The sequence below is a fragment of the Ruegeria sp. AB10 genome (assembly GCF_056542745.1).
This window is the reverse complement of sequence record NZ_JBQGAI010000009.1, coordinates 108,700-130,751: the sequence shown is the minus strand read 5'-3', so window position 1 is coordinate 130,751 and position 22,052 is coordinate 108,700. Positions and strand designations below refer to the sequence as shown.

At 60.3% G+C, this 22,052-nt stretch carries 19 protein-coding genes; 8 read left to right on the top strand and 11 right to left on the bottom strand.

Annotated elements, in window-relative coordinates; genetic code table 11:
* Positions 1–3: 3 nt before the first annotated feature.
* Together ACR0NT_RS16140 and ACR0NT_RS16135 are read right to left on the bottom strand one after the other, a co-directional pair.
* The gene (locus ACR0NT_RS16140; RefSeq protein WP_170444992.1) at positions 4–993 is read right to left on the bottom strand and encodes a sterol desaturase family protein; all 990 of its coding nucleotides are present in this window, start codon (positions 991–993) and stop codon (positions 4–6) included.
* Between the two features lie 11 nt (positions 994–1,004).
* Entirely contained in the window at positions 1,005–1,760 is a 756-nt protein-coding gene (locus ACR0NT_RS16135) for a class II aldolase and adducin N-terminal domain-containing protein (RefSeq protein ID WP_170444990.1), read from the bottom strand.
* 117 nt (positions 1,761–1,877) lie between these two features.
* On the opposite strand from ACR0NT_RS16135, the gene ACR0NT_RS16130 reads away from it, so the two are divergent.
* From ACR0NT_RS16130 to ACR0NT_RS16110, 5 genes are all read left to right on the top strand, one after another.
* Positions 1,878–2,753, top strand: coding sequence for a LysR family transcriptional regulator (locus ACR0NT_RS16130; RefSeq protein ID WP_170444987.1), 876 nt, complete (start codon positions 1,878–1,880; stop codon positions 2,751–2,753).
* Between the two features lie 143 nt (positions 2,754–2,896).
* On the top strand, positions 2,897–4,699 hold the full coding sequence (gene ade / locus ACR0NT_RS16125) for an adenine deaminase (RefSeq protein WP_170672505.1): 1,803 nt from the start codon (positions 2,897–2,899) through the stop codon (positions 4,697–4,699).
* Positions 4,696–6,159: an AMP nucleosidase gene (locus ACR0NT_RS16120; protein ID WP_170672507.1), complete on the top strand. Its 1,464-nt coding sequence runs from the start codon at positions 4,696–4,698 to the stop codon at positions 6,157–6,159. Before ade ends, ACR0NT_RS16120 begins: the two co-directional genes overlap by 4 nt.
* A 130-nt stretch (positions 6,160–6,289) precedes the next feature.
* Positions 6,290–6,577: an HU family DNA-binding protein gene (locus ACR0NT_RS16115; RefSeq protein ID WP_170349467.1), complete on the top strand. Its 288-nt coding sequence runs from the start codon at positions 6,290–6,292 to the stop codon at positions 6,575–6,577.
* Positions 6,578–6,704: 127 nt separating this feature from the next.
* A complete protein-coding gene (locus ACR0NT_RS16110) occupies positions 6,705–7,259 on the top strand; it encodes a T6SS immunity protein Tdi1 domain-containing protein (protein WP_170444978.1) in 555 nt (184 codons plus the stop codon).
* A gap of 134 nt (positions 7,260–7,393) precedes the next feature.
* Here the strand turns inward: ACR0NT_RS16110 and ACR0NT_RS16105 are convergent, their stop codons facing one another.
* Positions 7,394–8,590, bottom strand: a complete 1,197-nt coding sequence (locus ACR0NT_RS16105) for a BCCT family transporter (RefSeq protein WP_170445044.1) — start codon at positions 8,588–8,590, stop codon at positions 7,394–7,396.
* Positions 8,591–8,780: 190 nt separating this feature from the next.
* On the opposite strand from ACR0NT_RS16105, the gene ACR0NT_RS16100 reads away from it, so the two are divergent.
* Complete coding sequence (locus ACR0NT_RS16100) at positions 8,781–9,668, top strand: DMT family transporter (protein WP_170444976.1); 888 nt, start codon at positions 8,781–8,783, stop codon at positions 9,666–9,668.
* Here ACR0NT_RS16100 and ACR0NT_RS16095 read toward each other — a convergent pair.
* Positions 9,644–10,165: a glutathione peroxidase gene (locus tag ACR0NT_RS16095; RefSeq protein ID WP_170444974.1), complete on the bottom strand. Its 522-nt coding sequence runs from the start codon at positions 10,163–10,165 to the stop codon at positions 9,644–9,646. The two genes, ACR0NT_RS16100 and ACR0NT_RS16095, sit on opposite strands and share 25 nt — an antisense overlap.
* A gap of 142 nt (positions 10,166–10,307) precedes the next feature.
* On the opposite strand from ACR0NT_RS16095, the gene msrB reads away from it, so the two are divergent.
* Positions 10,308–10,757 (top strand): peptide-methionine (R)-S-oxide reductase MsrB, encoded by a 450-nt coding sequence (gene msrB / locus ACR0NT_RS16090; RefSeq protein WP_170334459.1) that lies wholly within the window; start codon positions 10,308–10,310, stop codon positions 10,755–10,757.
* Positions 10,754–11,263, top strand: coding sequence for a peptide-methionine (S)-S-oxide reductase MsrA (msrA, locus tag ACR0NT_RS16085; protein WP_170444970.1), 510 nt, complete (start codon positions 10,754–10,756; stop codon positions 11,261–11,263). Before msrB ends, msrA begins: the two co-directional genes overlap by 4 nt.
* A 20-nt stretch (positions 11,264–11,283) precedes the next feature.
* Here the strand turns inward: msrA and ACR0NT_RS16080 are convergent, their stop codons facing one another.
* The 7 genes from ACR0NT_RS16080 to ACR0NT_RS16050 form a co-directional block, all read right to left on the bottom strand.
* On the bottom strand, positions 11,284–13,287 hold the full coding sequence (locus tag ACR0NT_RS16080) for a hydantoinase/oxoprolinase family protein (RefSeq protein ID WP_170672509.1): 2,004 nt from the start codon (positions 13,285–13,287) through the stop codon (positions 11,284–11,286).
* A 72-nt stretch (positions 13,288–13,359) separates the two neighbouring features.
* Complete coding sequence (gene queG, locus ACR0NT_RS16075; RefSeq protein WP_170444964.1) at positions 13,360–14,397, bottom strand: tRNA epoxyqueuosine(34) reductase QueG; 1,038 nt, start codon at positions 14,395–14,397, stop codon at positions 13,360–13,362.
* A 70-nt stretch (positions 14,398–14,467) separates the two neighbouring features.
* Entirely contained in the window at positions 14,468–15,133 is a 666-nt protein-coding gene (gene fzlA, locus ACR0NT_RS16070) for an FtsZ-binding protein FzlA (protein WP_170444961.1), read from the bottom strand.
* Between the two features lie 60 nt (positions 15,134–15,193).
* Positions 15,194–15,928, bottom strand: a complete 735-nt coding sequence (gene mtgA / locus ACR0NT_RS16065) for a monofunctional biosynthetic peptidoglycan transglycosylase (RefSeq protein ID WP_170444958.1) — start codon at positions 15,926–15,928, stop codon at positions 15,194–15,196.
* Between the two features lie 39 nt (positions 15,929–15,967).
* Positions 15,968–16,882 carry a Hint domain-containing protein gene (locus ACR0NT_RS16060; RefSeq protein ID WP_170444955.1) on the bottom strand — a complete coding sequence of 305 codons (915 nt, stop codon included), beginning with the start codon at positions 16,880–16,882 and terminating at the stop codon, positions 15,968–15,970.
* 187 nt (positions 16,883–17,069) lie between these two features.
* Positions 17,070–21,602 (bottom strand): glutamate synthase large subunit, encoded by a 4,533-nt coding sequence (gltB, locus tag ACR0NT_RS16055; RefSeq protein WP_170672511.1) that lies wholly within the window; start codon positions 21,600–21,602, stop codon positions 17,070–17,072.
* Positions 21,599–22,033 carry a GFA family protein gene (locus ACR0NT_RS16050; RefSeq protein WP_170672513.1) on the bottom strand — a complete coding sequence of 145 codons (435 nt, stop codon included), beginning with the start codon at positions 22,031–22,033 and terminating at the stop codon, positions 21,599–21,601. The genes gltB and ACR0NT_RS16050 overlap by 4 nt, the downstream gene beginning before the upstream one ends.
* Between the last annotated feature and the right edge of the window lie 19 nt (positions 22,034–22,052).

The window sequence follows — 22,052 nt, the reverse complement described above, 5'->3', positions numbered from 1 at the left end:
CCGTTACGTATACATCTGCTTCTTGAACGCCCGGGTCCGCGTCGTCGCCTCGGCTGAACCGTCGTGATAGGTGCCGAACCACTTGTCGAAAGGAATCTCGGACGTGCCATAGTTGCACTCGAAATACCGGTGATGCAGCTGGTGAAAGAAATCCCCGGCACGGGCGGCATCGGTGTCCCCGGCCTTCAGCTTCTCAAAGCCGGAATGCGACAGGACCGGGCTGATCTGTTGGAAATACGTGTGGAACAGCACATGCAGCGGGTGCGACGGCACGATCAGGTGGATGAAGTAGGTGGTGAAATACAGCAGGTTTTCATACCAATGGTTCGAAATCCCCGACCACGGCCCGATATTGACGTTCCGGTGATGCACCGCGTGGACGTGTTTATAAAGCTTGGGATGATGCTCCAGCCGGTGCACCCAATAGAAATGCAGCCCCGACCACATCGGAATGAACAACATCCAGACCACGCACCAAACCGGCGCGCTGGTCCATGTAACCGTCGGCACATACCCGTTGGCCATCGCCCAGTAGATCACCCACTGATAGACGGTCGCCACCGTCATCGCACTGCCCAGTGTCCACCAGATATTGTCCCAGACCTGATTGCGGAAGGTGAAGTTGCCATTGTCGCGGGTCAGGTCGCGGCGGTCGAATTTTTTATACATGCCCTGACCTTTGCGCATGTAGAGCCACCAATGCAGACTGCCAGCGACCAGAATCTGCGGCACCATATTCAGCAACCAGATGCGGAACATCCAACCCGGCGCGAAGCTTTGCATTGTCTCCAACGCCGGGAAAAAGAACACATAGGCAGTGACGGCCAACGCCATGCATAATGTCAGCGCCGTGATCTGCAGCCACGCGCCGCTATACCATTTCAACACGGCAGCAGGGCGCGGAGGCCAGTTGAACAACGGATTCAGCCCCACCGGCCCCTCGGGGTGATAGTGCCAGCGGGCGGCTTCGGGGTCCTGAGCGGTGTCGGTCATGGCAGTACCCTTTATGTGGCGTAGTCGGAATCTTCGGCATCCAGCACGGCCTTGATCTCGCGCAGATGTGCCTCGGCCTGATCGGGATAGTCGTCCAGTTCCTGCGCTGTCTTCTCGGCGATCTCGCCAGACAGCACGCGCAGGGGCTGGCCGGTTTGCAGCGCGCGAATATAGGTCTCCGCCGCGCGTTCGAAGTAATAAAGGCGGTTGAACGTATCCGCGGGGTCACTGCCGATCACCAACACACCGTGGTTGCCCATGATCATGACCTTTTTCTTCGGATCCGACAGCATCCCGGCGCAACGTTCGCCCTCGCTTTCGAAAGCCAGACCACCAAATTCCTGATCGATCACGTAGCGGTTGTAAAAGGTGGCCGTGTTCTGATCGATCGGCGGCAGGGTGCTGTCCGCCAGCGACGCCAGCACTGTGGCAAAGATCGAATGCACATGCATCACACAGCGCGCATGTGGGCAGTGCCGGTGGATCGCCCCGTGCAGCCCCCAGGCGGTCGGATCGGGTGCACCGGGCTGGGACATCACGTCCGGATCGTTGGCATCCAGCAGCAGCAGGTTCGACGCCCTGATCCGTGCAAAATGCATCTGATTGGGATTCATCAGGAACTGCGTGCCGTCCTCGTTCACCGCAAGGCTGAAATGGTTGGCCACGCCTTCATGCATGTTGAGCCGCTCGGTCCAGCGGAAAGCGGCCGCAAGGTCCACGCGTTCCGCCCAATGGTCGATATTGGGACGCAGGTTGGTGACGGTCATTTCGGGCTCCTGTTGGACTGGCTCGGGCTTGGCAAAAGCGTGCCTGCGGCGCGAATGTTTGACCAACGAAAAAAACAGGCCTAATTCATTAGCTGGGCTAATGACAGGGTTATGCACATGCAGAATTCGCTTCCTCCACTGGGTTGGCTGCGCACGTTCGAGGCCTCGGCCCGGCATCTGTCTTTCACCGGGGCGGCCCGGGATCTGAACATGACCCAAAGCGCCGTCAGCCAGCAGATCAAATCGTTGGAGGGCTATCTGGGTCAGCCCCTGTTCGTACGCCGCCCGCGCGCGCTGGAGCTGACCGAGGCCGGCATCACCTATCTGCCGGTGGTGCGCGAGGCGTTTCGGACACTGGTGCGCGGCACGCAAGCCGTCACCGGGGCGCAGCAGAACGCGGTGCAGGTACAAAGCAACATCAGCTTTGCGGTCAACTGGCTGGCCCCCCGCCTGCCGCAGTTTCGATCCAAGCACCCCGACGTGCAGCTGAACATCTTTACCGAGTTGTGGGAGCCGCGTGAGATGGCCGAGGGCGCTGCGGTGGAAATCCGCTATTCGCTGCGGCCGTCAGATACGGTGCGTACCGAATTGCTGCGGACCGACCACTATTACCCGGTCTGCGCCCCCGGTTACGAGGTGACATTGGACACGTTGCAGCAACAGCCGCTGTTTGACTGTTCCAACCTTTTGTCCAACTGGGCGAATTGGGCAGAGGATCAGCCTCTGATCTGGGAAAACCCTCCGATCACCTATTCGACCACCTATCTGGTCAGCCTGTCCGTTGCGATGGCCGGAGGCGGGCTGTGTCTGACCCACGACACCATCGCACGCGACCTGATCCGGCAAGGGCGATTGGTGGCGCCTTTCGTCCATCGCGCGGCTATGCCCGAGGCCTATTACCTGCTGCTGTCTCCACAGGCCGAGGAAACGCCGGGGGCGCTGGCCTTTGCCGATTGGCTGCGCCGCGAGATGGAGGCGGACCGGCTGGCGTGACCGGAGCACTCCCGTCCATCGTCAATGCCGCTGCGCGGCACCTACTCTGGTTGGGCCGGGCAGCGCTGGCGCGCTGCGTGACGGTTTCATGATAGCTGTTCGCCGGGGGTTGCACCTTTTTGTGCATTCGGGAAAGTTGAGCCATGGAATACACGCCCTTCCCAAGTTGGCCCGATGTCGCCCCCCAATTGATTGCAGTTGCCGCAGGACGCGAGGCTGCGGATTTGGTCATTCGCGGCGGGGTCTGGGTGAATGTCCACAGCCGCGAAGCGCTGCCCGACCATGACATTGCTATTGCAGCGGGGCGCGTGGCCTTTGTCGGGCCGGATGCGTCGCATTGCATTGGCCCCGACACGCAGATCATCGAAGCAAACGGACGTTACATGGTGCCGGGCCTGTGCGACGCCCATATGCATATCGAATCGGGCATGTTGACCCCGGCCGAGTTCGCCCGCGCGGTGATCCCGCATGGCACGACCTCGATGTTCACCGATCCACACGAGATTGCCAATGTGCTGGGGCTGGACGGCGTGCGCATGATGCATGACGAGGCGCTGATGCAGCCGGTGAACATCTTCACCCAGATGCCGTCCTGTGCACCATCGGCACCGGGGCTTGAAACCACCGGTTATGAGATCACCCCCGAAGATGTGACCGAGGCGATGAACTGGCCGGGGATCATCGGGCTGGGTGAGATGATGAATTTCCCCGGTGTGATCCATGGCGACCCGAAGATGCTGGCCGAGATTGCCGCGACCCAACGGGTAGGCAAGACGGTGGGTGGGCATTATGCCTCGCCGGATCTGGGGCCCGATTTCGCGGCATATGTCGCGGGCGGCCCGGCCGACGATCACGAAGGCACCTGCGAAGCCGACGCAATTGCCCGCGTGCGGCAGGGGATGCGGTCGATGATGCGGCTTGGCTCGGCCTGGTATGACGTCGAAAGCCAGATCACGGCCGTCACCGAAAAGGGGCTGGACCCACGCAATTTCATCCTGTGCACGGATGATTGCCATTCCGGCACACTGGTCAATGAGGGCCATATGAACCGGGTGGTACGTCACGCAATTGCATGCGGATGCGAGCCGCTGGTCGCATTGCAGATGGCGACGATCAACACCGCGACCCATTTCGGGCTGGAACGAGAGATCGGCTCGATCACGCCGGGACGGCGCGCGGATATCATTCTCAGCTCGGACCTGACTGAATTGCCCATCGAAATGGTGATCGCCCGCGGCCAGGTCATCGCCAGGGATGGCGCGATCACAGTGGACTGTCCGCATCTGAACTGGCCGGACACTGCCCGCGACACAGTGCATCTGGGTCACACGCTGACCGATGCGGATTTCGAAATCAAAGCGCCCGCTGGCGCCAACCGGGTTCAAGCAAACGTCATCGGTGTGGTCGAAAACCAGGCCCCGACTAAGGCTCTGAAGGCCGAGTTGCCGATCATCGGCGGCTTGGTCGAGGGCGAAGGCGACGTCTGCCAGATCGCGCTGGTGGAACGCCACCGCGCGACCGGCGGGGTGACCAACGCCTTTGTCTCGGGCTTTGGCTATCAGGGCAAAATGGCGATGGCCTCGACCGTGGCCCATGACAGCCACCATATGATTGTGGTCGGCACCGACCGGGATCAGATGGCGCTGGCTGCAAACCGTCTGGCCGAGGTGGGCGGTGGCATCACCCTGTTCCGTGATGGCGAGGAACTGGCACTGGTGGAACTGCCGATTGCCGGGCTGATGTCCGACAGCCCCGCCGCCGACGTTGCCGCCAAGGCGGACAAGATGGTCGAGGCCATGCAGGCCTGCGGCTGTCAGTTGAACAACGCGTATATGCAGCACTCATTGCTGGCTTTGGTCGTGATCCCGGAATTGCGGATTTCCGACCTCGGGCTGGTGGATGTGCGCACATTTGAAATGATCGACCTTCTGGAACCTCTTGCATGACAATAATAAAAACACCCGACGTCCCCACGCCTGAAAAGTTCACCGACCCCGCCGCCGCCGTGGCCCGTCTGGAAGAGCTGTACGAAAAGGCGACGCAGTTCCTGTGCGACAGCTTTGCCAAAGCGATGGAACAGGGCACTCCGGCCGAACGGTACCGGGCCTTTTACCCGGAAATTCGCATCAAGACCTCCTCCTATGCGCAGGTCGACAGCCGGCTAAGCTTTGGCCACGTGTCCGAGCCCGGAACTCACGCCACAACAGTGACGCGGCCCGACCTGTTCCGATCCTACCTGACGCAGCAGATTGCTTTGCTGATTAGGAACCATGATCAGCCGGTGACGATTCAGGCATCCGACACCCCCATCCCGGTGCATTTCGCCGTGGCCAACAACCCCGATCTGGTGGTGCCGCATCAGGGTGCCGCCGGGTTCACCCTGCGCGACGTGTTCGATGTTCCGGATCTAACCACCACAAATGATGACATCGTCAACGGTGTCTATGACACAAATGACGAGATCGGCCCGCTGTCGCTGTTCACCGCGCAACGGGTGGATTACTCGCTGGCGCGGCTGTCACATTACACGGCGACCGACCCCAACCATTTCCAGAACCACGTCCTGTTCACCAACTACCAGTTCTATGTCTCCGAATTCGAAAACTACGCGCGCGAGCAACTGGCCGACCCGGATAGCGGATATACCAGCTTTGTCTCGACCGGGAATGTCGAGATCACGACCCCGGACGGAACGCTGGAACAACCACTGAAACTGCCGCAAATGCCGACCTACCACCTGAAACGTGCGGACGGGTCGGGGATCACTCTGGTCAATATCGGGGTCGGGCCGTCGAATGCGAAAACCGCCACCGACCATATCGCGGTGTTGCGCCCGCATGCCTGGCTGATGGTCGGCCATTGCGCCGGGTTGCGCAACACGCAGGCGCTGGGGGATTTCGTGCTGGCCCATGCCTATCTGCGCGAGGACAAGGTGCTGGACGATGACCTGCCCGTCTGGGTGCCGATCCCGCCACTGGCCGAGATTCAGGTGGCTTTGGAACAGGCTGTGGCCGAGGTCACGGAACTGGAAGGTTATGAGCTGAAACGGATCATGCGCACTGGCACCGTCGCATCGGTCGACAACCGCAACTGGGAACTGCGCGATCAGTCCGGCCCAGTGCAGCGCCTCGGCCAATCCCGCGCGATTGCACTGGATATGGAAAGCGCCACAATCGCCGCCAATGGCTATCGATTCCGGGTTCCTTACGGCACTTTGCTGTGTGTGTCGGACAAGCCTTTGCACGGTGAATTAAAGCTTCCCGGCATGGCTTCGGCGTTCTATACCACACAGGTCAGCCGCCATCTGGCGATCGGAATACGCGCAATGGAGCACCTGCGCGGGATGCCGTTAGAGCGCCTGCACAGCCGGAAATTGCGTTCGTTTGACGAAACGGCCTTTCTCTGAAGCAAAAAAGCAACGTTTTCCCCCTATTTTTAGGGTTTTCCGCGCTACTATTCGTTGTGTTCGTCCACAATATCCCGTTACAGTTACGCGGTGAGGCCCAAATTATCGGGCACGTTAAGGAGACCAAGAAATGGCAAAGCCTATGACAAAGACTCAGCTGGTTGCTGCTCTCGCTGAGGAAATGGGGACCGACAAGAAAGCCGCAAACGCCGCGCTGGAGGCCGTGACCGGCCTGATCACCCGCGAAGTTTCGGCTGGCGGTGCGGTAACCCTGCCCGGCGTTGGCAAAATCTACTGCCGCGAGCGCCCCGAGCGCATGGTGCGCAACCCCGCCACCGGCGAGCAGTTCAAGAAAGAAGCCGACAAAGTGGTCAAGATGACCATTGCCAAGGCACTGAAAGACAGCGTGAACGGCTGATTTCAGCTTTCACCGCGATATGATCAAGGGCCGCCAATTGGGGGCCCTTTTTCTTTTCGTCTATTGGCTTCTAACCTTTGCGTTTGTCGGCTTTGAGCCCTTAGCAACTATAACTTAACAGGTTAGCGTGAATACAATTTTTGCGAAGAAAGGAAAAACATTGCCCTTGTTCACATGGAAGAAAACGAAGCAGATTGAAGGTGCGTACAGACTTCATCGTCCTGAAGACGTCGCACGTTTCACTCGTTGTATTTCCGATGTGTTCCCAAAGCTTGATGGTCGGTTCGAAAGCTTCGGCGCAGATTGGATGGGTCGTCAATTTGCCTTGGATCATAGCCGAACTGAAACCGGCCAACCCGAGGTCGCACTACTCGATCCAGCTACTGCTGAAATATTCGAAATCCCATGTGGATACTCAGACTTCCACAATGTGGAGATGGTTCAGTTTCCCAATGAAACAATTGAATACGAGAAGTACAAAGAGTGGCTGTCTTCCGGCGGAAAACAACCTTCTTACGGAGAATGTGTGTGCCACAGAGTACCTCTATTCTTAGGTGGCAAAGATGACTTTGATAATCTGGAAATCACAGACCTAGAAGTTTATTGGGGCATGACAGGGCAAATTTTAACTCAGGTTCGAGACCTTCCGGACGGGACGAAAATCAATCGTGTTGATATCTAGGAAGCATGATTCCTAGGGACGCTAACTTGAGCGGCAGCTTTGTCCGCATAACGGATCCAGTCGCGACAAGACGCCTCTCCAAAAGAAAACGGGCGCCAGAAGCGCCCGTTTTGAGTTTTTCTGACCGGCCCCGTTCAGTGAACCGTCTCAACCTTGTGGAAATCCAGATCGCGATCTTCCGGCATTGAATCGATGCTCAGCACCTCTTTGCGCTTGGCGATCAGGATATAGACCACGCAGGCCAGATATAGGCCGACGACCACGGCGCCGATCCACTGAATCTGCAGCCACTGGCTCTGGAACAGCAGGGTCAGGATGAACAGCAGCGCAACGTTGCCCGCAACGTACGGGGCCTTGCCGAACCGCTCGACCGTCATGTTCAGGTTGTCGGTATACAGACGGATCAGCGAGTCCAGCGAGTTGATCACGAAGGTCACACCCACGATCACCATTGCGATGTTGATAAGGCCCGCAGTCTGGATGCTGTTCAGGTGGAAGTAGTAGAGAACGGTGAACCAGATCCCCAGCGGGATCGACGGGAAGATCAGCAGCGCCGCCAGCAGCTGCCATGTGGTCAGACCACCGACAAAGCGCGAGGTGAACTGGCCGATCATGATCGACCATGCGAACCACCAGAACAGGTAGAAGGCGTGATAGTCGGTCAGCGGCAGGACGAACTTGTGGATGTTCGCGAAATAGGCACCGATGTTGCTGCCGGTTTCCAGGAACCCGGTAACACCCATACCTGCGGCCGCCCACATGCCAAGGATCAGCGCCAGGAACAGGAAGGTCGAACCCACCGACAGAATGCGCACGTATTTCAGGTCGGTCGACGAATAGGCCGCCGCCAGAATGACGACGAATACGATGATATAGAAAGTGCCGACCACGGACTCACCGTCGCCCACCTCGGGCAGGTAGCCCGGCAGGTAGATCAGGAACAGGCTGGCGGTGAAAGCGCAGGTGCCGATGATGACCACGTTGTTGACCAGTTTGACCAGCGGGATCTCAAAGAACTTCACCCGCGGCTCGATCACGCAGAAATAGAACGCTGTTAGGAAGTAGAACGCCCAAATCAGGAAACCCCAGAAGCCGAACTCGATGGCCAGAGGATTGGCGAAGGCATAAGCCGGGTCTTCGGCATAACCGCCGAACTCGGTCAGCGGGAACATGATCAGGCCTACATCCAGACCGGATGTGAACAGGATAGCGATGAACGTGAACAGATGAACGGGGGTTACGCCAACACAGCGCAGGTTCCACCACTTCACCACAAAGAAAGCGACCAGGCCCAAAGCCAGCAGGACGCCGAACGACAGGATGTACTCCAACACTTAACACACCTCCCTTTATGTTTTGGATGTGATCGCAATTATATTTTATTGGCGAGTCAATCAATAAAAACGATCTATACGTTAATGCTGTAGACCGGATGTGCCTTTTTTGACGCAAAAGGCGGCGCAACTTGCAGCGGGTCCAAATTTGATCAACAGTGCGCAAAAGTTCAGGGGGAGGACCGGAATGGATCTTCGCGCCATTGCCATGGGGCTGACATTTGCGTTCATCTGGTCATCGGCTTTCACCTCGGCCCGGATCATCGTTGCGGACGCATCACCGCTGTTTTCGCTGGCCTTGCGGTTTTTGATCTCAGGGCTTCTGGGGGTCGCCATTGCGCGCGCCATGGGTCAGAGCTGGAATCTGACCCGGCCCCAATGGCGGGCGACGATCCTGTTCGGAATCTGTCAGAATGCCCTTTATTTGGGTCTGAACTTCTATGCGATGCAAACGGTCGAGGCCTCGCTTGCCGCGATCATCGCGTCCACCATGCCGCTGCTGGTGGCGCTGGCGGGATGGGTGTTTCTGGGTGAAAAGCTGCGACCCATTGCTGTGCTGGGCCTGTTTGCCGGCTTTGCGGGTGTAGCCCTGATCATGAGCACGCGGATCGGCGGTGGCGTTGACATGTTCGGCGTGGCCCTGTGTTGCCTCGGGGCCTTGGCGCTGACCTTTGCCACGCTGTCCATTCGCGGTGCCACCTCGGGCGGCAATTTCATGATGGTGGTCGGGTTGCAGATGTTGGTGGGGTCTGCCGTTCTGTTTGTTGCGGCACCGGTGTTTGAGACGATCTACATCCACCCGACCGTGCCGCTGGCCCTGGCCTTCACCTATACAACCCTGTTCCCCGGCCTTTTGGCGACACTGATCTGGGTGCTACTCTTGGACCGGATCGGCGCCACCCGCGCGGCGACCTTCCATTTCCTCAACCCGGTCTTCGGCGTCACCATCGCCGCCATCCTGCTGGGTGAAAAACTGGGTCCGCTGGATGCGGTTGGGGTCGGGATCACGACACTCGGAATTCTGGCGGTTCAGCTGGCGCGGCAGCCCGCTCAGGGCAGCAAGGCCTCGACCTGACGCAGCAGTTTGGGCGCATCCGGTTTCGTGTTCGCGCCATAGGTGGCAACAACCCCACCACGCGGGTCCAGCAGAATCTTGTTGAAATTCCACCGGGGCTCGAAGCCGGTCTGGGCTGCAACCGCCTTGTAGAACGGATGCGCATTTGCGCCTTTCACCGGAGTGATATCGGTCATCGGCAGGGTCAGGTCGTAATTCACATCGCAGAATTCCTTGACCTCCTCGGCCGAGCCCAGCTCTTGGTTGAACGAATCCGATGGCACCGCCAAAACCACAAGACCGCGATCCGCATACGCCTCATATACCTTTTGCAGAGCCGCATATTGCCCGGTGAACCCGCAATGCGAGGCGGTGTTCACTACCAGAACCGGCTGCCCTCTCCAATCTTCGATCGACAAAGTACCGCCGTCGATCGACGCGAACTCCCCTGCCAACGGAGCAGCCTGCACAGCGCGGCCGAACAGGATCAGGACCATCAAAACAAACATTCTGAGCATGATTTGGCCTCCCTTTGCTATGATTACGTATCAAACCCGGTTGCAGATCACCCGCACGAACGCGCGAGGCCGCTGAAATAGGGCTTTGATTTCCACGCCCCTGCCCCCAGATTATGCCACAAGAAAAACGACCGGAGGAGCCATGACCCGATACACCAAAGACCCCGAGGCCATCGCCGCCCTGTCCCCCGAAGAGTTCCACGTCACCCAGCGCAGCGGGACCGAACGTCCCGGCACCGGCAAATATTTGGGCAACAAGGAACCGGGGATTTACGTGGATATCGTCTCGGGCGAGCCGCTGTTCGCCTCGACCCACAAATACGAATCCGGCTGCGGCTGGCCCAGCTTCACTAAACCGATCATCCATGAACATGTGGAAGAGTTTCACGACGCGACCCATGGTATGATCCGCACCGAGGTCCGCTCGAAACACGGCGACAGCCATCTGGGACATGTCTTTCCCGATGGTCCGCGCGAACATGGCGGGCTGCGCTATTGCATCAACTCTGCCGCGCTGCGGTTCATCCATCGCGACGAGATGGAGGCCGAAGGCTATGGCGAATACCTGATCCATGTGGAGGATATCCAATGACCGAAGAACGCGCCGTACTTGCCGGGGGATGCTTCTGGGGGATGCAGGACCTGATCCGCAAACTGCCGGGCGTGTCACGCACCCGCGTCGGCTATACCGGCGGGGATGTGCCCAACGCCACCTATCGCAACCACGGCACCCATGCCGAGGGGATCGAGATCTGGTTCGATCCCTCCAAAACCACCTATCGCGATCTGTTGGAGTTCTTTTTCCAAATCCACGACCCGACCACGCTGAACCGTCAGGGTAATGATCGCGGCATGAGTTATCGATCCGCCATCTATTACGTGGATGACGCCCAGAAACAGCTGGCTGAAGACACAATTGCCGATGTGGACGCCAGCGGCATCTGGCCCGGCAAGGTGGTGACCGAGGTCGAACCCGTCGGCGATTTCTGGGAGGCCGAACCCGAGCATCAGGACTATCTCGAACGTATTCCGAACGGCTATACCTGCCACTTCCCGCGCCCCGATTGGGTTCTGCCCAAACGCGACGCGGCTGAATAAAGGCGTGGCCCCTGCGGGGGCTACCCCGTCGCCACCCGCGGGCGGCCGCTGGCCTCTACGGTGATCATGGCCTCGACAAACACGTCCTGCGCCTCGATCCGGGCGGTTCGGATATCCCGGTCGACCACGATCCGGATATCCTCGGCCCCGGCCTGACGGACGGCCCCCTCAGCCTCAGACCGCAGCACCGATTCCAGAAGGTCCAGCGCCGCGTCGGATTCGTTGAAATCCTGCGGCCCGTCTTCAAGATGAACCCGGAACCGGCCCTCGGACGGGGACGTGACCGTGCCCGTTCGGCGCAGGGTCAAACGGCCCACCACGGCCCCGATGGCATTGGCCACACCCGCATGTTCCGGCAGGATCATGCGACAGCGCAGACGCTCACCCACCGCCGGGTAATAGCTGGGCGCCGACGCCCCGAGGCCCACCACATCCACGTTCAATGCCGTATCCAACGCCAGCAACCCGCGATGACTGGACAGGCCCTTTTGCGTCAGAACATGGCGCGCCAATTCGGCGGAAGGCACACCAAACGCCTCGGCCTCTTCCGAAAAAGCAGTCTCTAACAAGGTCAAAGTGGTTTGTTCGGTCAGTTGATCCACGATGATCCGCGCCAGGTCTTCCGGCGTCTTGGCCAGCCGGTCTCCGGTGCCAACCCGCTTGCGCGCGATCAATTCCAGCGCTTTGTGCGCGGCATCCCGGTCCCAGGCATCCAACCGACCCAGAACATGGCTGGCATCCGATGGCGTCACCCCCGAGACCTGAACGATCCCGCGATCGACCAGCCGTGCCAAGGCCCCGTTTTCCATCCGGGTCCGTAGCAGTTCGCTGAGCGGCAGAACCTTGTCACCCAGCCGGTCCAGCAGGGCCTCTTCCCGCGGGCCCAGCCCCTCGGCGTGAATGCCGGGAACGCACCGCGCAAACCGGGTGTCATGTTCCCCTACTGCCGTTGCCCTGAGTTGTGCATCCAACACAGCATGAACCGCTTCAGGTGCTTCGGACGCAATCAGCGAGACTGGCAGCACCCGCCGTGGACCCAGAAACACGCCGCCACCCAGGCCCTCGGTTATCACATGCACCTGGCTGTCACCGCCCAGACCATGGGTGCGCATCGCAACCGCCTCGACCATCGTACGGAACCCACCGACCTGCGCACCCGCCGGGTCAATCGCAGGCTTGCCGTCGCGGATCAGTGCCACATCCGTGGTGGTCCCACCGATATCCGACACAAGGGCGTTCTCGGTGTCCGTCAGCCAGCTTGCACCGACAATCGACGCGGCCGGGCCGCTGAGGATCGTCTCAATCGGGCGCTCGCGCGCTTGCTCGGCGCTCATCAGGGCGCCGTCACCCCGCACCACCATCAACGGCGCGGCGATGCCCATTTCCTGTAACCGGTCCTGAGCGCGCCCGATTAGCTGGTCGATCATCCCGATCAGCCGGGCATTCAGCACGGCGGTAACAGCCCGTTTCGGACCGTTCAGCTTGGCCGACAGGTGATGCGAACAGGTGACCGGAGCACCGGTCCGTTCAGCAATGATCCGTGCTGCTTCCAGCTCGTGCGCCGGGTTGCGCGTGGCAAATTGCGCGGCGACCGCATAGCCCGAAATACCTTTATGAGAGTCTAAAAACGCCACAAGCGCCGCCACATCCAACGGCGCAGCCTCGCCCCCGGCATGGGAATGACCGCCCGCAACCACCAGGGCCGGATCACCCTTTAACGCGTCCCGCAACCCGTGCTTGTCCAGATCACCATCCCTGAACCCGATATAGACCAACGCGACGCGCCCACCCTGCCCTTCGACCAAAGCATTTGTCGCCAACGTGGTCGACAGCGACGCCATCGAGATCTGTTCCGGCGCCACCTGCGCCGTGTCCAGAACCGCCTGAATCGCCTTGCCCACGCCAATCGCCAGATCAGCCCGCGTGGTCAGCGACTTGGCCGAGGCGATCACCTCACGCTCATCCTGGACCAGCACCGCGTCGGTATAGGTTCCACCCGTATCCACCCCCAAAGCCAACGCCATCGGGATCTCCTTCCTGTTCGCTGCGAATGGGTTTAGCGGTTTGGACCGACACGTCCAGCCTGTTTGCGGCACTTATGGCAATCGTTGCACCGCCCAGCGCGCCGCATCAGCAACAGTGGGGTCCGGATCGCCCGTCAAACCCTGCGCGACGGGCCGAAGCTCGGCCCTTCCCGAGTTTCCGATGGCATAGAGCACGTTGCGCACAAAACGATCCCGCCCGATGCGTTTGACCGGGGATCCTGAAAACTTCGCACGAAACGCTGCGTCGTCCAGCACGGCCAAATCCGCCAGCGCAGGCGCTTTCAGATCGTCCCGGGCAGCATAGCGCATATCGCTGGCCGCAACGGCAAACTTGTTCCAAGGACAGGCTGCCAGACAATCGTCGCAGCCATAGATACGGTTGCCGAGCTTGGCGCGCAGTTCTTCGTCAACCGGGCCTTTGTGCTCGATGGTCAGATAGGAAATGCACCGGGTTGCATCCAACTGGTATGGCGCCGGAAAGGCATCGGTCGGACAGGCATCCAGACAGGCCCGGCACGAGCCGCAATGGTCCACCTCAGCCATGTCTGATGGCAAATCCAAGGTAGTAAAAACAGACCCTATAAAGGCCCAATTTCCCCAATCCCGGCTTACAAGGTTGGTGTGTTTGCCCTGCCAACCCAAGCCGGCAGCATGGCCCAAAGCCTTTTCCGGCACCGGAGCCGTATCGACAAAAACCTTCACCTCGCCCCCGGCCTCGGCGATCAGCCAGCGCGCCAGCCGTTTCAGCCGTTTCTTGACCAGATCATGGTAATCCTTGTTCTGCGCATAGACCGAAATCGCCGCCTTGTCCAAGTGCTGCAGAACTTCGGTCGGATCATGTTCGGGCGTATAGCTTTCGGCCAGCATGATCACCGATTGCGCCTCGGGCCACAGTGCCGCCGGATCGCCGCGCCAATGGGTCCGCTCGGCCATCCACCCCATCTGCCCATGGTATCCGGCCTGCAGGAACGCCTCCAACCGGGCCGGAACCTCTGGCACATCCCACGGCCGACACACACGGCATGAGACGAACCCCTCGCTCAGCGCCTGCGCCACCAGCTTGTCCTTTAAACCCGATCCGCTTTTCATCTGGCCAAAATATCCTCGGGGGAATCGCGCCCCGGCGCGATGGGGGGCAGGCAGCCCCCCTGCCACCTTATCAGAAATCCAGATCGGCGTAATGGGGCGGTGGCCGGAACCCCGGCACCTGATCCGCCAGGATCGACCGAAATGCCGGCCGCGACTTGATCTTGGCGTACCAATCCTTGACCGCGGCAGACCGGTTCCAATCCACATCCGAGATATAATCCAGCGCCGACAGATGCGCCGCGGCGGCGAAATCCGCCAAAGTCATCTGATCGCCCGCCAGCCAGCGCCGGTGATCCAAAAGCCAGGCCATGTAATCCAGATGGTATTTGATCGCGCGGGCACCTTCCTTGACGTTCTTGCTGTCCGGATAGCCCTCACCGGTGACCTTCTTGTTCACCCGCTCATAGAGCAGTTTCGAGGTCACCTCGTGATGGAACTTGTCATCGAACCAGCCGACCAGACGCCGCACCTCGTATCGGGCCTCGGGCGTCTTGGGCATCAGCGGGGGTTCTGGACGGGTGTCCTCGATATATTCACAAATGGCGGCACTTTCCGACATCACCCGCCCGTCCAGACGCAGAACCGGCACTTTACCGGCGGGGTTGCGGCGCAGGAAATCCGGGTCTTTTTCCCAATATCGTTCCTCGACCAGTTCAACCTCGATCTTCTTTTCCGCCAGGGACAGGCGGACCTTGCGGCAATACGGGGACAGGGGAACGTGAAACAGACGCGCCATGGGCTTCCTAATCGAACCAGTGAATACCCCATCAGCTTTAGCCTTGAGGGGCGATGAGTTTCAATCCTCGAAACAATCCGCGCGACCATCTGCGCGGATGGTGGCCGCCCCGTCCAGGATCGACGCAGCCCGCCTGCGGGTGCGTACCGAGGGGTCGGTGACAGACCGATTGCGCGGCGAAGGCAGGATCGCCGCGATCCGGGCCGCCTGGACCGGGCTCAGCCGAGCGGCGGGTACGCTGAAATTGCGTTGGGCTGCGGCCTCGACCCCGAACACGCCCTGCCCGGTTTCGGCCACGTTCAGATAGACCTCAAGAATGCGTTCCTTGCTCCAGAAAATCTCGACAACCGGTGTGATCGAGGTTTCCAGCGCCTTGCGCACCCAACTGCGGCCCTGCCACAGGAACACGTTCTTCACCACCTGCTGCGTGATGGTCGATGCCCCGCGCGTTCCGCCGTTTTCCAGCGCATCACGGATCGCTTCGACGTCAAAGCCCCAGTGCAGGCAGAAATTGGCATCCTCGGCCGCCACAACCGAGCGGGCCATGACCGGAGAAATCTCTTCGATCGGCACCCAATCGCGCTCGACCTTACCCAGCCGGCGCCATTCGGACCAGATCGTATGGGTCACGGGCGGGTTCACAACGGAATAAAGCGCCACCAGCCCGACCACAAAGACAATCCCCCCCACCACAGCCCGGGTCACCCAACGGCGAATCCGCAATGTGGTTGGTTTCTTTGCCTTTGACGCCTTGCTTTTCTTACTGCTCGACTTGCGCGCTGCTTTTCTTGCCATGTTGTTGCTATACGACGCGGCGTTGAGGTTTGAAACGGTTTATATCGCCAGCGCGCGCGCCTCGCGCGGGCGGATGACCGGGCGCGCGGTTTCCGGCATCACCGGGTCGCGGCTGCGCAGTTCCGGAAACAGGTGCAGTACCTCGGCCTGTGCGTCACGATCCGCCTGAGTCACCGCATGCCCCGGGTAATAGCTTTCGCTTTTCGCCCCGTTGGCAATGACGATCTCATGCCGCGAGAACAGCAGGTGGATATATTCGACCTCATCGCTTTCGACGCGGGTCACCGTGTCGTCATTGACCAGACAATGCGCGGCGATCAGAACCTCGGAATGGCCAAAGAGGTAAGGCGCGCGCCAATCCGCGACCAGCATCCGGTGCTGCGGCGACACGGTCAGAGGACGATCCAGCCCCAGCACACCGGCCTCGAACCGGATCGGGGCCAGTTTGTCCCGCGCCTCGACCCGGGTGCTGCCCACCCACAGCAAAGGCTGCGCGCCGTGATCGGCGGTGGTGACCATATCCCCCGGCTGCAGGTCCTCGACCAAGCGCGGACCGTCCGGCGTTTCGATCAGGGTGCCAGGCGTGAAGCAGGGCGGGCCCAGATCACCAACATCCAGAGGCCCCTGCGTGGTGACAAAGGTCGAAGATACAAAGGTGCCGCTTTGCAAAACCTTACCGTCAGTCGGAGTAAAAACCCGCGTTCCGTCCGCAAGATAAAAGGTTGTTCCGATGTAGGTTACGTTTCCCTGACCGGGTACGTTAATTGTAACCGTATCCCCCGGCCACGAGCGGGTAACATCCACGCCGTTGACGGTATCGTTGTTGAACCGATCAATATCGCCGTCGTCATTCTGATCCACCAGATCGTATTTCTGCACCGTCAGCGTCGTTCCCGCCGCGGGCGGGTTCGCCGGATCCATGTCAAAAAACTGGTCTGTATAGGTCGTTGGCATGTGTCTGCTCCTGCCTATTCGTCGCGTAGGACAGCAGTGTGCCTGCAAATCCCGAAGAAACTATGGCCATAGCTAGGCGTGAACGGAGAAAAAACGCAATAAACTCGGTCAAGCTGCCCCAAATCGGAAAAAACCCGCGTGTTTCAGGTGACACGCGGGTTTCTCGATGCAGGGCCCTGCTGGCGGCTTATTCAGCCGGGACGGCTTCGACCTCGATGGTCAGAGGATGGCTGAGCTTGTTCAGCATCTCTTTCGGACAGACCTGCAGGAAGTTGGCCTTTTCAACATCCCAGTGCTGCAGAATGTCCGCAGCCTTGCGGCTGAAGGTCTCAACCTGATGGGTTTCGATCAGCGATTTCAGCTGCTCTTCCCAATGGTCGACGGTCACCGGACACGTCACCAGTGTTTCCATGTTCATCAGCTTTTCGGCCTTGCCTTCGGGGTCGTACAAATAAGCCATACCGCCCGTCATGCCCGCGCCGAAATTGGCACCGATGTCACCCAGGATCACCGCGACACCACCGGTCATGTATTCACAACCGTTGGAACCGCAGCCCTCGATCACCACCGTTGCGCCCGAGTTGCGCACCGCGAACCGCTCACCGGCGCGGCCAGCGGCGAAGAGGTACCCATCCGTTGCACCGTACAGCACCGTGTTGCCGATGATCGTGTTGTCATCCGCCTTCAGCGGGCTGACCTGCGGCGGGCGCACGACGATCATGCCGCCCGACAGACCCTTGCCGACATAGTCGTTGGCGTCGCCCGACACTTCCAGTTTCAGACCCGGCGCCGCAAAGGCCCCCAGGGACTGACCGGCAGAACCTTGCAGTTTCACATGCAGGTGGTCGGACTGGAACGTGTTCCGCATCCCGAAATTCTGCACGATATGGCTGGACACCCGCGTCCCCACGGTCCGGTGCGTGTTCTGCACCGCGTAAGACAGCTGCATCTTTTCACCGTCTTTCAGGAACCGTGCCGCATCGCGGACGATCTCGGCGTCCAGAGTATCCGGCACCGCATTGCGATCCTTGCGACGGTCATAGACGATGTCCTGCGCGCCATCGACGGTAATCAGCAGCGGGTTCAGGTCCAGATCATCCAGATGCGCCGAGCCCCGGCTGACCTGCGCCAGCAGATCGGCCCGGCCGATGATCTCATCAATCGAACGTGCGCCGAGGCTGGCCAGCAGCTCGCGCACTTCCTGCGCGTAGAAGGTGATCAGGTTGACGACCTTGTCGGCGTTGCCGGTGAACTTGGCGCGCAGGTCTTCGTCCTGCGTACACACGCCAACCGGGCAGGTGTTAGACTGGCACTGGCGCACCATGATACAGCCCATCGCGATCAGCGCGGCGGTACCGATGCCGTATTCCTCGGCCCCCATCATCGCGGCCATGACGATGTCACGCCCGGTCCGCAGGCCACCATCGGTCCGCAGGGTCACGCGGTCGCGCAGGTTGTTCATCGCCAGAACCTGATGCGCCTCGGTCAGGCCCATCTCCCACGGCAGACCGGCATATTTGATCGAGGTCGCGGGCGACGCGCCCGTACCGCCATTGTGGCCCGAGATCAGGATCACATCCGCCTTCGCCTTGGCCACACCGGCAGCAATCGTGCCAACGCCCGAGGACGCCACAAGCTTGACCGTCACCTTGCAGCGCGGGTTGATCTGTTTCAGGTCATAGATCAGCTGCGCCAGATCCTCGATCGAGTAGATATCGTGGTGCGGCGGCGGCGAGATCAGCGTCACGCCCTTGGTCGAATGCCGCAGACGCGCGATCAGGTCGGTCACTTTCATGCCCGGCAACTGACCGCCCTCACCGGGTTTAGCGCCTTGGGCGACCTTGATCTCAAGCTCTTCGCACTGGTTCAGGTATTCGGCAGTCACGCCGAACCGGCCCGAAGCCACCTGCTTGATCTTGGCCGACGGGTTATCGCCATTGGGCTCCGGCACAAAGTGCGCCGGGTCTTCGCCACCTTCACCCGAGTCGGATTTCGCACCGATCCGGTTCATCGCCACATTTAGCGTCTTGTGCGCCTCGGGCGACAGCGCACCCAGCGACATGCCCGGTGTGACGAACCGTTTGCGGATCGAGGTGATCGACTCGACCTCTTCAATCGGCACCGGATTGCCCAACGGTTTGAAATCCATCAGGTCGCGCAAGTGGATCGGCGGGTTCGACTGCATCTTGGCCGAATACTGCTTCCACAGCTCGTACGAAGCGCGGTTACAGGCCATCTGCATCATATGCATCGAGGTCGCTTCCCACGCGTGGGTCTCACCCGATTTACGTGCCTTGTAGAAACCACCGATGGGCAGCACGTCCAGACCATTGGTCCAGGCTTTGGCGTGGATTTCCTCGGCCTTGGTCTGAATGCCGGTGACACCGATGCCGGAAATCCGGCTGGTCATGCCCGGGAAATACTCGGCCACCATCGCACGGCTGAGGCCCACGGCCTCAAAGTTCAGACCGCCGCGATAGGACGAGATCACAGAGATGCCCATCTTGGCCATGATCTTCAACAGACCCTGATCGATGGCTTCACGGAAACGGGCCACGTTTTCGGTCAGGGTGCCGTCCAGCAGGCCGCGATCGATACGGTCGGCCAGCGAATCTTCGGCCAGATAGGCGTTGACAACGGTCGCGCCGCAGCCGATCAGCACGGCAAAGTAGTGGGGATCAACACATTCCGCCGAGCGCACGTTCAACGAGCAGAAGGTCCGCAGCCCCTGACGGGTCAGGTGCGAGTGCACCGCACTGGTCGCCAGGATCATCGGCATCGCCACACGGCCCTGGCCCGAATTCATGTCGGACAGCACCAGATGCCCTGCGCCCGAGCGCACGGCCTCTTCCGCTTCGGCTCTGACACGGGCCAAAGCGGCGCTCAGTGCACCCCGGCCGGGTTCAAAGCTACAGTCGATCTCGGCCAGCGGAGAATTGAAGTTCTCAACCAGCTTGTCCCATTGCGTGTTGCCGACAAAGGGGCTGCCCAGCACGATGATCTCGGTCTGGCTGCTGTCTTCGTCCAGCACGTTCTTGAGGTTTCCGAACCGCGTTTTCAGCGACATCACCCGGTATTCACGCAGCGAGTCGATCGGCGGGTTGGTCACCTGGCTGAAATTCTGACGGAAGAAGTGGCTCAGCGGGCGGTATTGCTTGGACAGAACCGCCGACGGGGTGTCATCCCCCATCGAGGCGATCGATTCCTTGCCGTCCTCGGCCATCGGGGCCAGAATCTGCTCCAATTCCTCAATCGAATAGCCCGCAGCGATCTGACGCTTGCGCAGTTCTTCACCCGAGAAGATCGGCGCCTCGGCCGCTTCGGCCAGCGTATCGTCCAGATCGTTGATCTTGCCGACCCACTCGCCAAAGGGCAGCGCGCGCGCCAGTTTGTCCTTGATCTGGGTGTCGCGGTAGAGCTTGCCGCGCTTCATGTCCACAGCCAGCATCTGACCCGGACCCAGCGCGCCTTTTTCCGTCACGGTTGCTTCGTCAATCGGCACCATCCCGGCCTCGGACCCCGCGATAACCAGACCATCGCCGGTCACCACATAGCGCATCGGGCGCAAACCGTTCCGGTCCAGACCGGCACAGACCCAGCGGCCATCGGTCATGGCCAGCGCGGCGGGGCCGTCCCACGGCTCCATCACCGAGTTGCAATAGGAGTACATGTCGCGCCACGCCTGCGGCAGTTCCACCGCTTGCTTGGACCAGCTTTCCGGCACCAGCATGGTTTTCGCCATCGGCGCCGAACGTCCCGCGCGCACCAGAACCTCGAAAACCGAGTCCAATGCAGCAGAATCCGACGATCCGCCCGCGATGATCGGCTTGATATCCTCGGCATAGTCACCAAAGGTGCCCGACGCCATGCGGATCTCATGGCTTTTCATCCAGTTGATGTTGCCTTTCAGCGTGTTGATCTCGCCGTTATGGGCCAACATGCGGAACGGCTGCGCCAGCCACCATTGTGGGAAAGTGTTGGTCGAATAACGCTGGTGATAGATCGCGAACGCCGATTCAAAGCGCTCATCCATCAGGTCGGGGTAGAACACGGCGACCTGCTCGGCCAGCATCATGCCCTTGTAGATGATCGAGCGGCAGGACAGCGACGCCAGATACAGGCCGGAAATGCCCGCAGCCAGCGCCGCTTTTTCGATGCGGCGGCGGATGACATACAGCTCACGCTCGAACGTCTCTTCGTCCACGCCCTTCGAGTTCGAAATCAGAATCTGCTCAATCTCGGGACGGGTCGCGTTGGCCTTTTCGCCCAGGCAGGTGACATCGACCGGAACATGGCGCCAGCCATAGATGTAATAGCCCATGCGCAGAACTTCGGTTTCCACGATGGTCCGGCAGCTTTCCTGCGCGCCGAAATCGGTGCGGGGCAGAAAGACCTGACCAACCGCGATCAGCTCATCCATGTTGGGCTCGTGACCGGTGCGGCGGATCTGATCATAGAAGAAGGGAACCGGGATCTGCACGTGGATACCCGCGCCGTCGCCGGTTTTGCCATCAGCATCCACGGCACCACGGTGCCAGATCGCCTTGAGCGCATCGATCCCGGCATCCACCACCTTGCGCGACGGCTTGCCGTCAACGGATACAACAAGACCCACACCGCAGGAGGAATGCTCTTCCTCCTCGGAATAGAGACCGTTTTCCGCCATCCATTTGCGCTTGGCTTCCTCGGCCCGCACCCAATCAGCATCATATTTGGTCATTGGCTGTCTCCTTCTTCCGGCTGGGCGAACATGGCTTCGACCTCGGCCTTGGTCATCTGCTTGCGCTCGCCTGCGAACGCATACCCGTCGGGTTTTTTGTCGATATAGAGTTCATGGTCCAGCGCGTAGCCCGTGTCTTCGAACAGGCCTGCTGCCATTTGAGTGTGCCCGTGCATCTCGCCCGGCAGGGTGACCCGGTACCAAAGGGCCGAGCCACACTCGGCGCAAAAGGCGCGCTCGGCCCAGTCGGACGAGGTGAACGTCTTGACCGGACCCAAAGCGGCATAGCCGGGGTCGGCCTGAAACGTCACCAGCATCGAGCTGGTCCAGCGGCGGCATTGATCGCAATGGCACGCGCCCAGCGAGTCCTTCGCCGGGGTTGCGGTCACGGTGACCGCGCCACACATGCATTGGCCTTGCAATTCGGGCATTCGAACCCTCCTGTCGCTG

What these genes read in the sequence shown, in the direction of transcription:
- ACR0NT_RS16140 (WP_170444992.1), bottom strand. Translation starts at nt 993, where the DNA reads ATGACCGACACCGCTCAGGACCCCGAAGCCGCCCGCTGGCACTATCAC.
- ACR0NT_RS16135 (WP_170444990.1), bottom strand. Translation starts at nt 1,760, where the DNA reads ATGACCGTCACCAACCTGCGTCCCAATATCGACCATTGGGCGGAACGC.
- ACR0NT_RS16130 (WP_170444987.1), top strand. Translation starts at nt 1,878, where the DNA reads ATGCAGAATTCGCTTCCTCCACTGGGTTGGCTGCGCACGTTCGAGGCC.
- ade (WP_170672505.1), top strand. Translation starts at nt 2,897, where the DNA reads ATGGAATACACGCCCTTCCCAAGTTGGCCCGATGTCGCCCCCCAATTG.
- ACR0NT_RS16120 (WP_170672507.1), top strand. Translation starts at nt 4,696, where the DNA reads ATGACAATAATAAAAACACCCGACGTCCCCACGCCTGAAAAGTTCACC.
- ACR0NT_RS16115 (WP_170349467.1), top strand. Translation starts at nt 6,290, where the DNA reads ATGGCAAAGCCTATGACAAAGACTCAGCTGGTTGCTGCTCTCGCTGAG.
- ACR0NT_RS16100 (WP_170444976.1), top strand. Translation starts at nt 8,781, where the DNA reads ATGGATCTTCGCGCCATTGCCATGGGGCTGACATTTGCGTTCATCTGG.
- ACR0NT_RS16095 (WP_170444974.1), bottom strand. Translation starts at nt 10,165, where the DNA reads ATGCTCAGAATGTTTGTTTTGATGGTCCTGATCCTGTTCGGCCGCGCT.
- msrB (WP_170334459.1), top strand. Translation starts at nt 10,308, where the DNA reads ATGACCCGATACACCAAAGACCCCGAGGCCATCGCCGCCCTGTCCCCC.
- msrA (WP_170444970.1), top strand. Translation starts at nt 10,754, where the DNA reads ATGACCGAAGAACGCGCCGTACTTGCCGGGGGATGCTTCTGGGGGATG.
- ACR0NT_RS16080 (WP_170672509.1), bottom strand. Translation starts at nt 13,287, where the DNA reads ATGGCGTTGGCTTTGGGGGTGGATACGGGTGGAACCTATACCGACGCG.
- queG (WP_170444964.1), bottom strand. Translation starts at nt 14,397, where the DNA reads ATGAAAAGCGGATCGGGTTTAAAGGACAAGCTGGTGGCGCAGGCGCTG.
- fzlA (WP_170444961.1), bottom strand. Translation starts at nt 15,133, where the DNA reads ATGGCGCGTCTGTTTCACGTTCCCCTGTCCCCGTATTGCCGCAAGGTC.
- mtgA (WP_170444958.1), bottom strand. Translation starts at nt 15,928, where the DNA reads ATGGCAAGAAAAGCAGCGCGCAAGTCGAGCAGTAAGAAAAGCAAGGCG.
- ACR0NT_RS16060 (WP_170444955.1), bottom strand. Translation starts at nt 16,882, where the DNA reads ATGCCAACGACCTATACAGACCAGTTTTTTGACATGGATCCGGCGAAC.
- gltB (WP_170672511.1), bottom strand. Translation starts at nt 21,602, where the DNA reads ATGACCAAATATGATGCTGATTGGGTGCGGGCCGAGGAAGCCAAGCGC.
- ACR0NT_RS16050 (WP_170672513.1), bottom strand. Translation starts at nt 22,033, where the DNA reads ATGCCCGAATTGCAAGGCCAATGCATGTGTGGCGCGGTCACCGTGACC.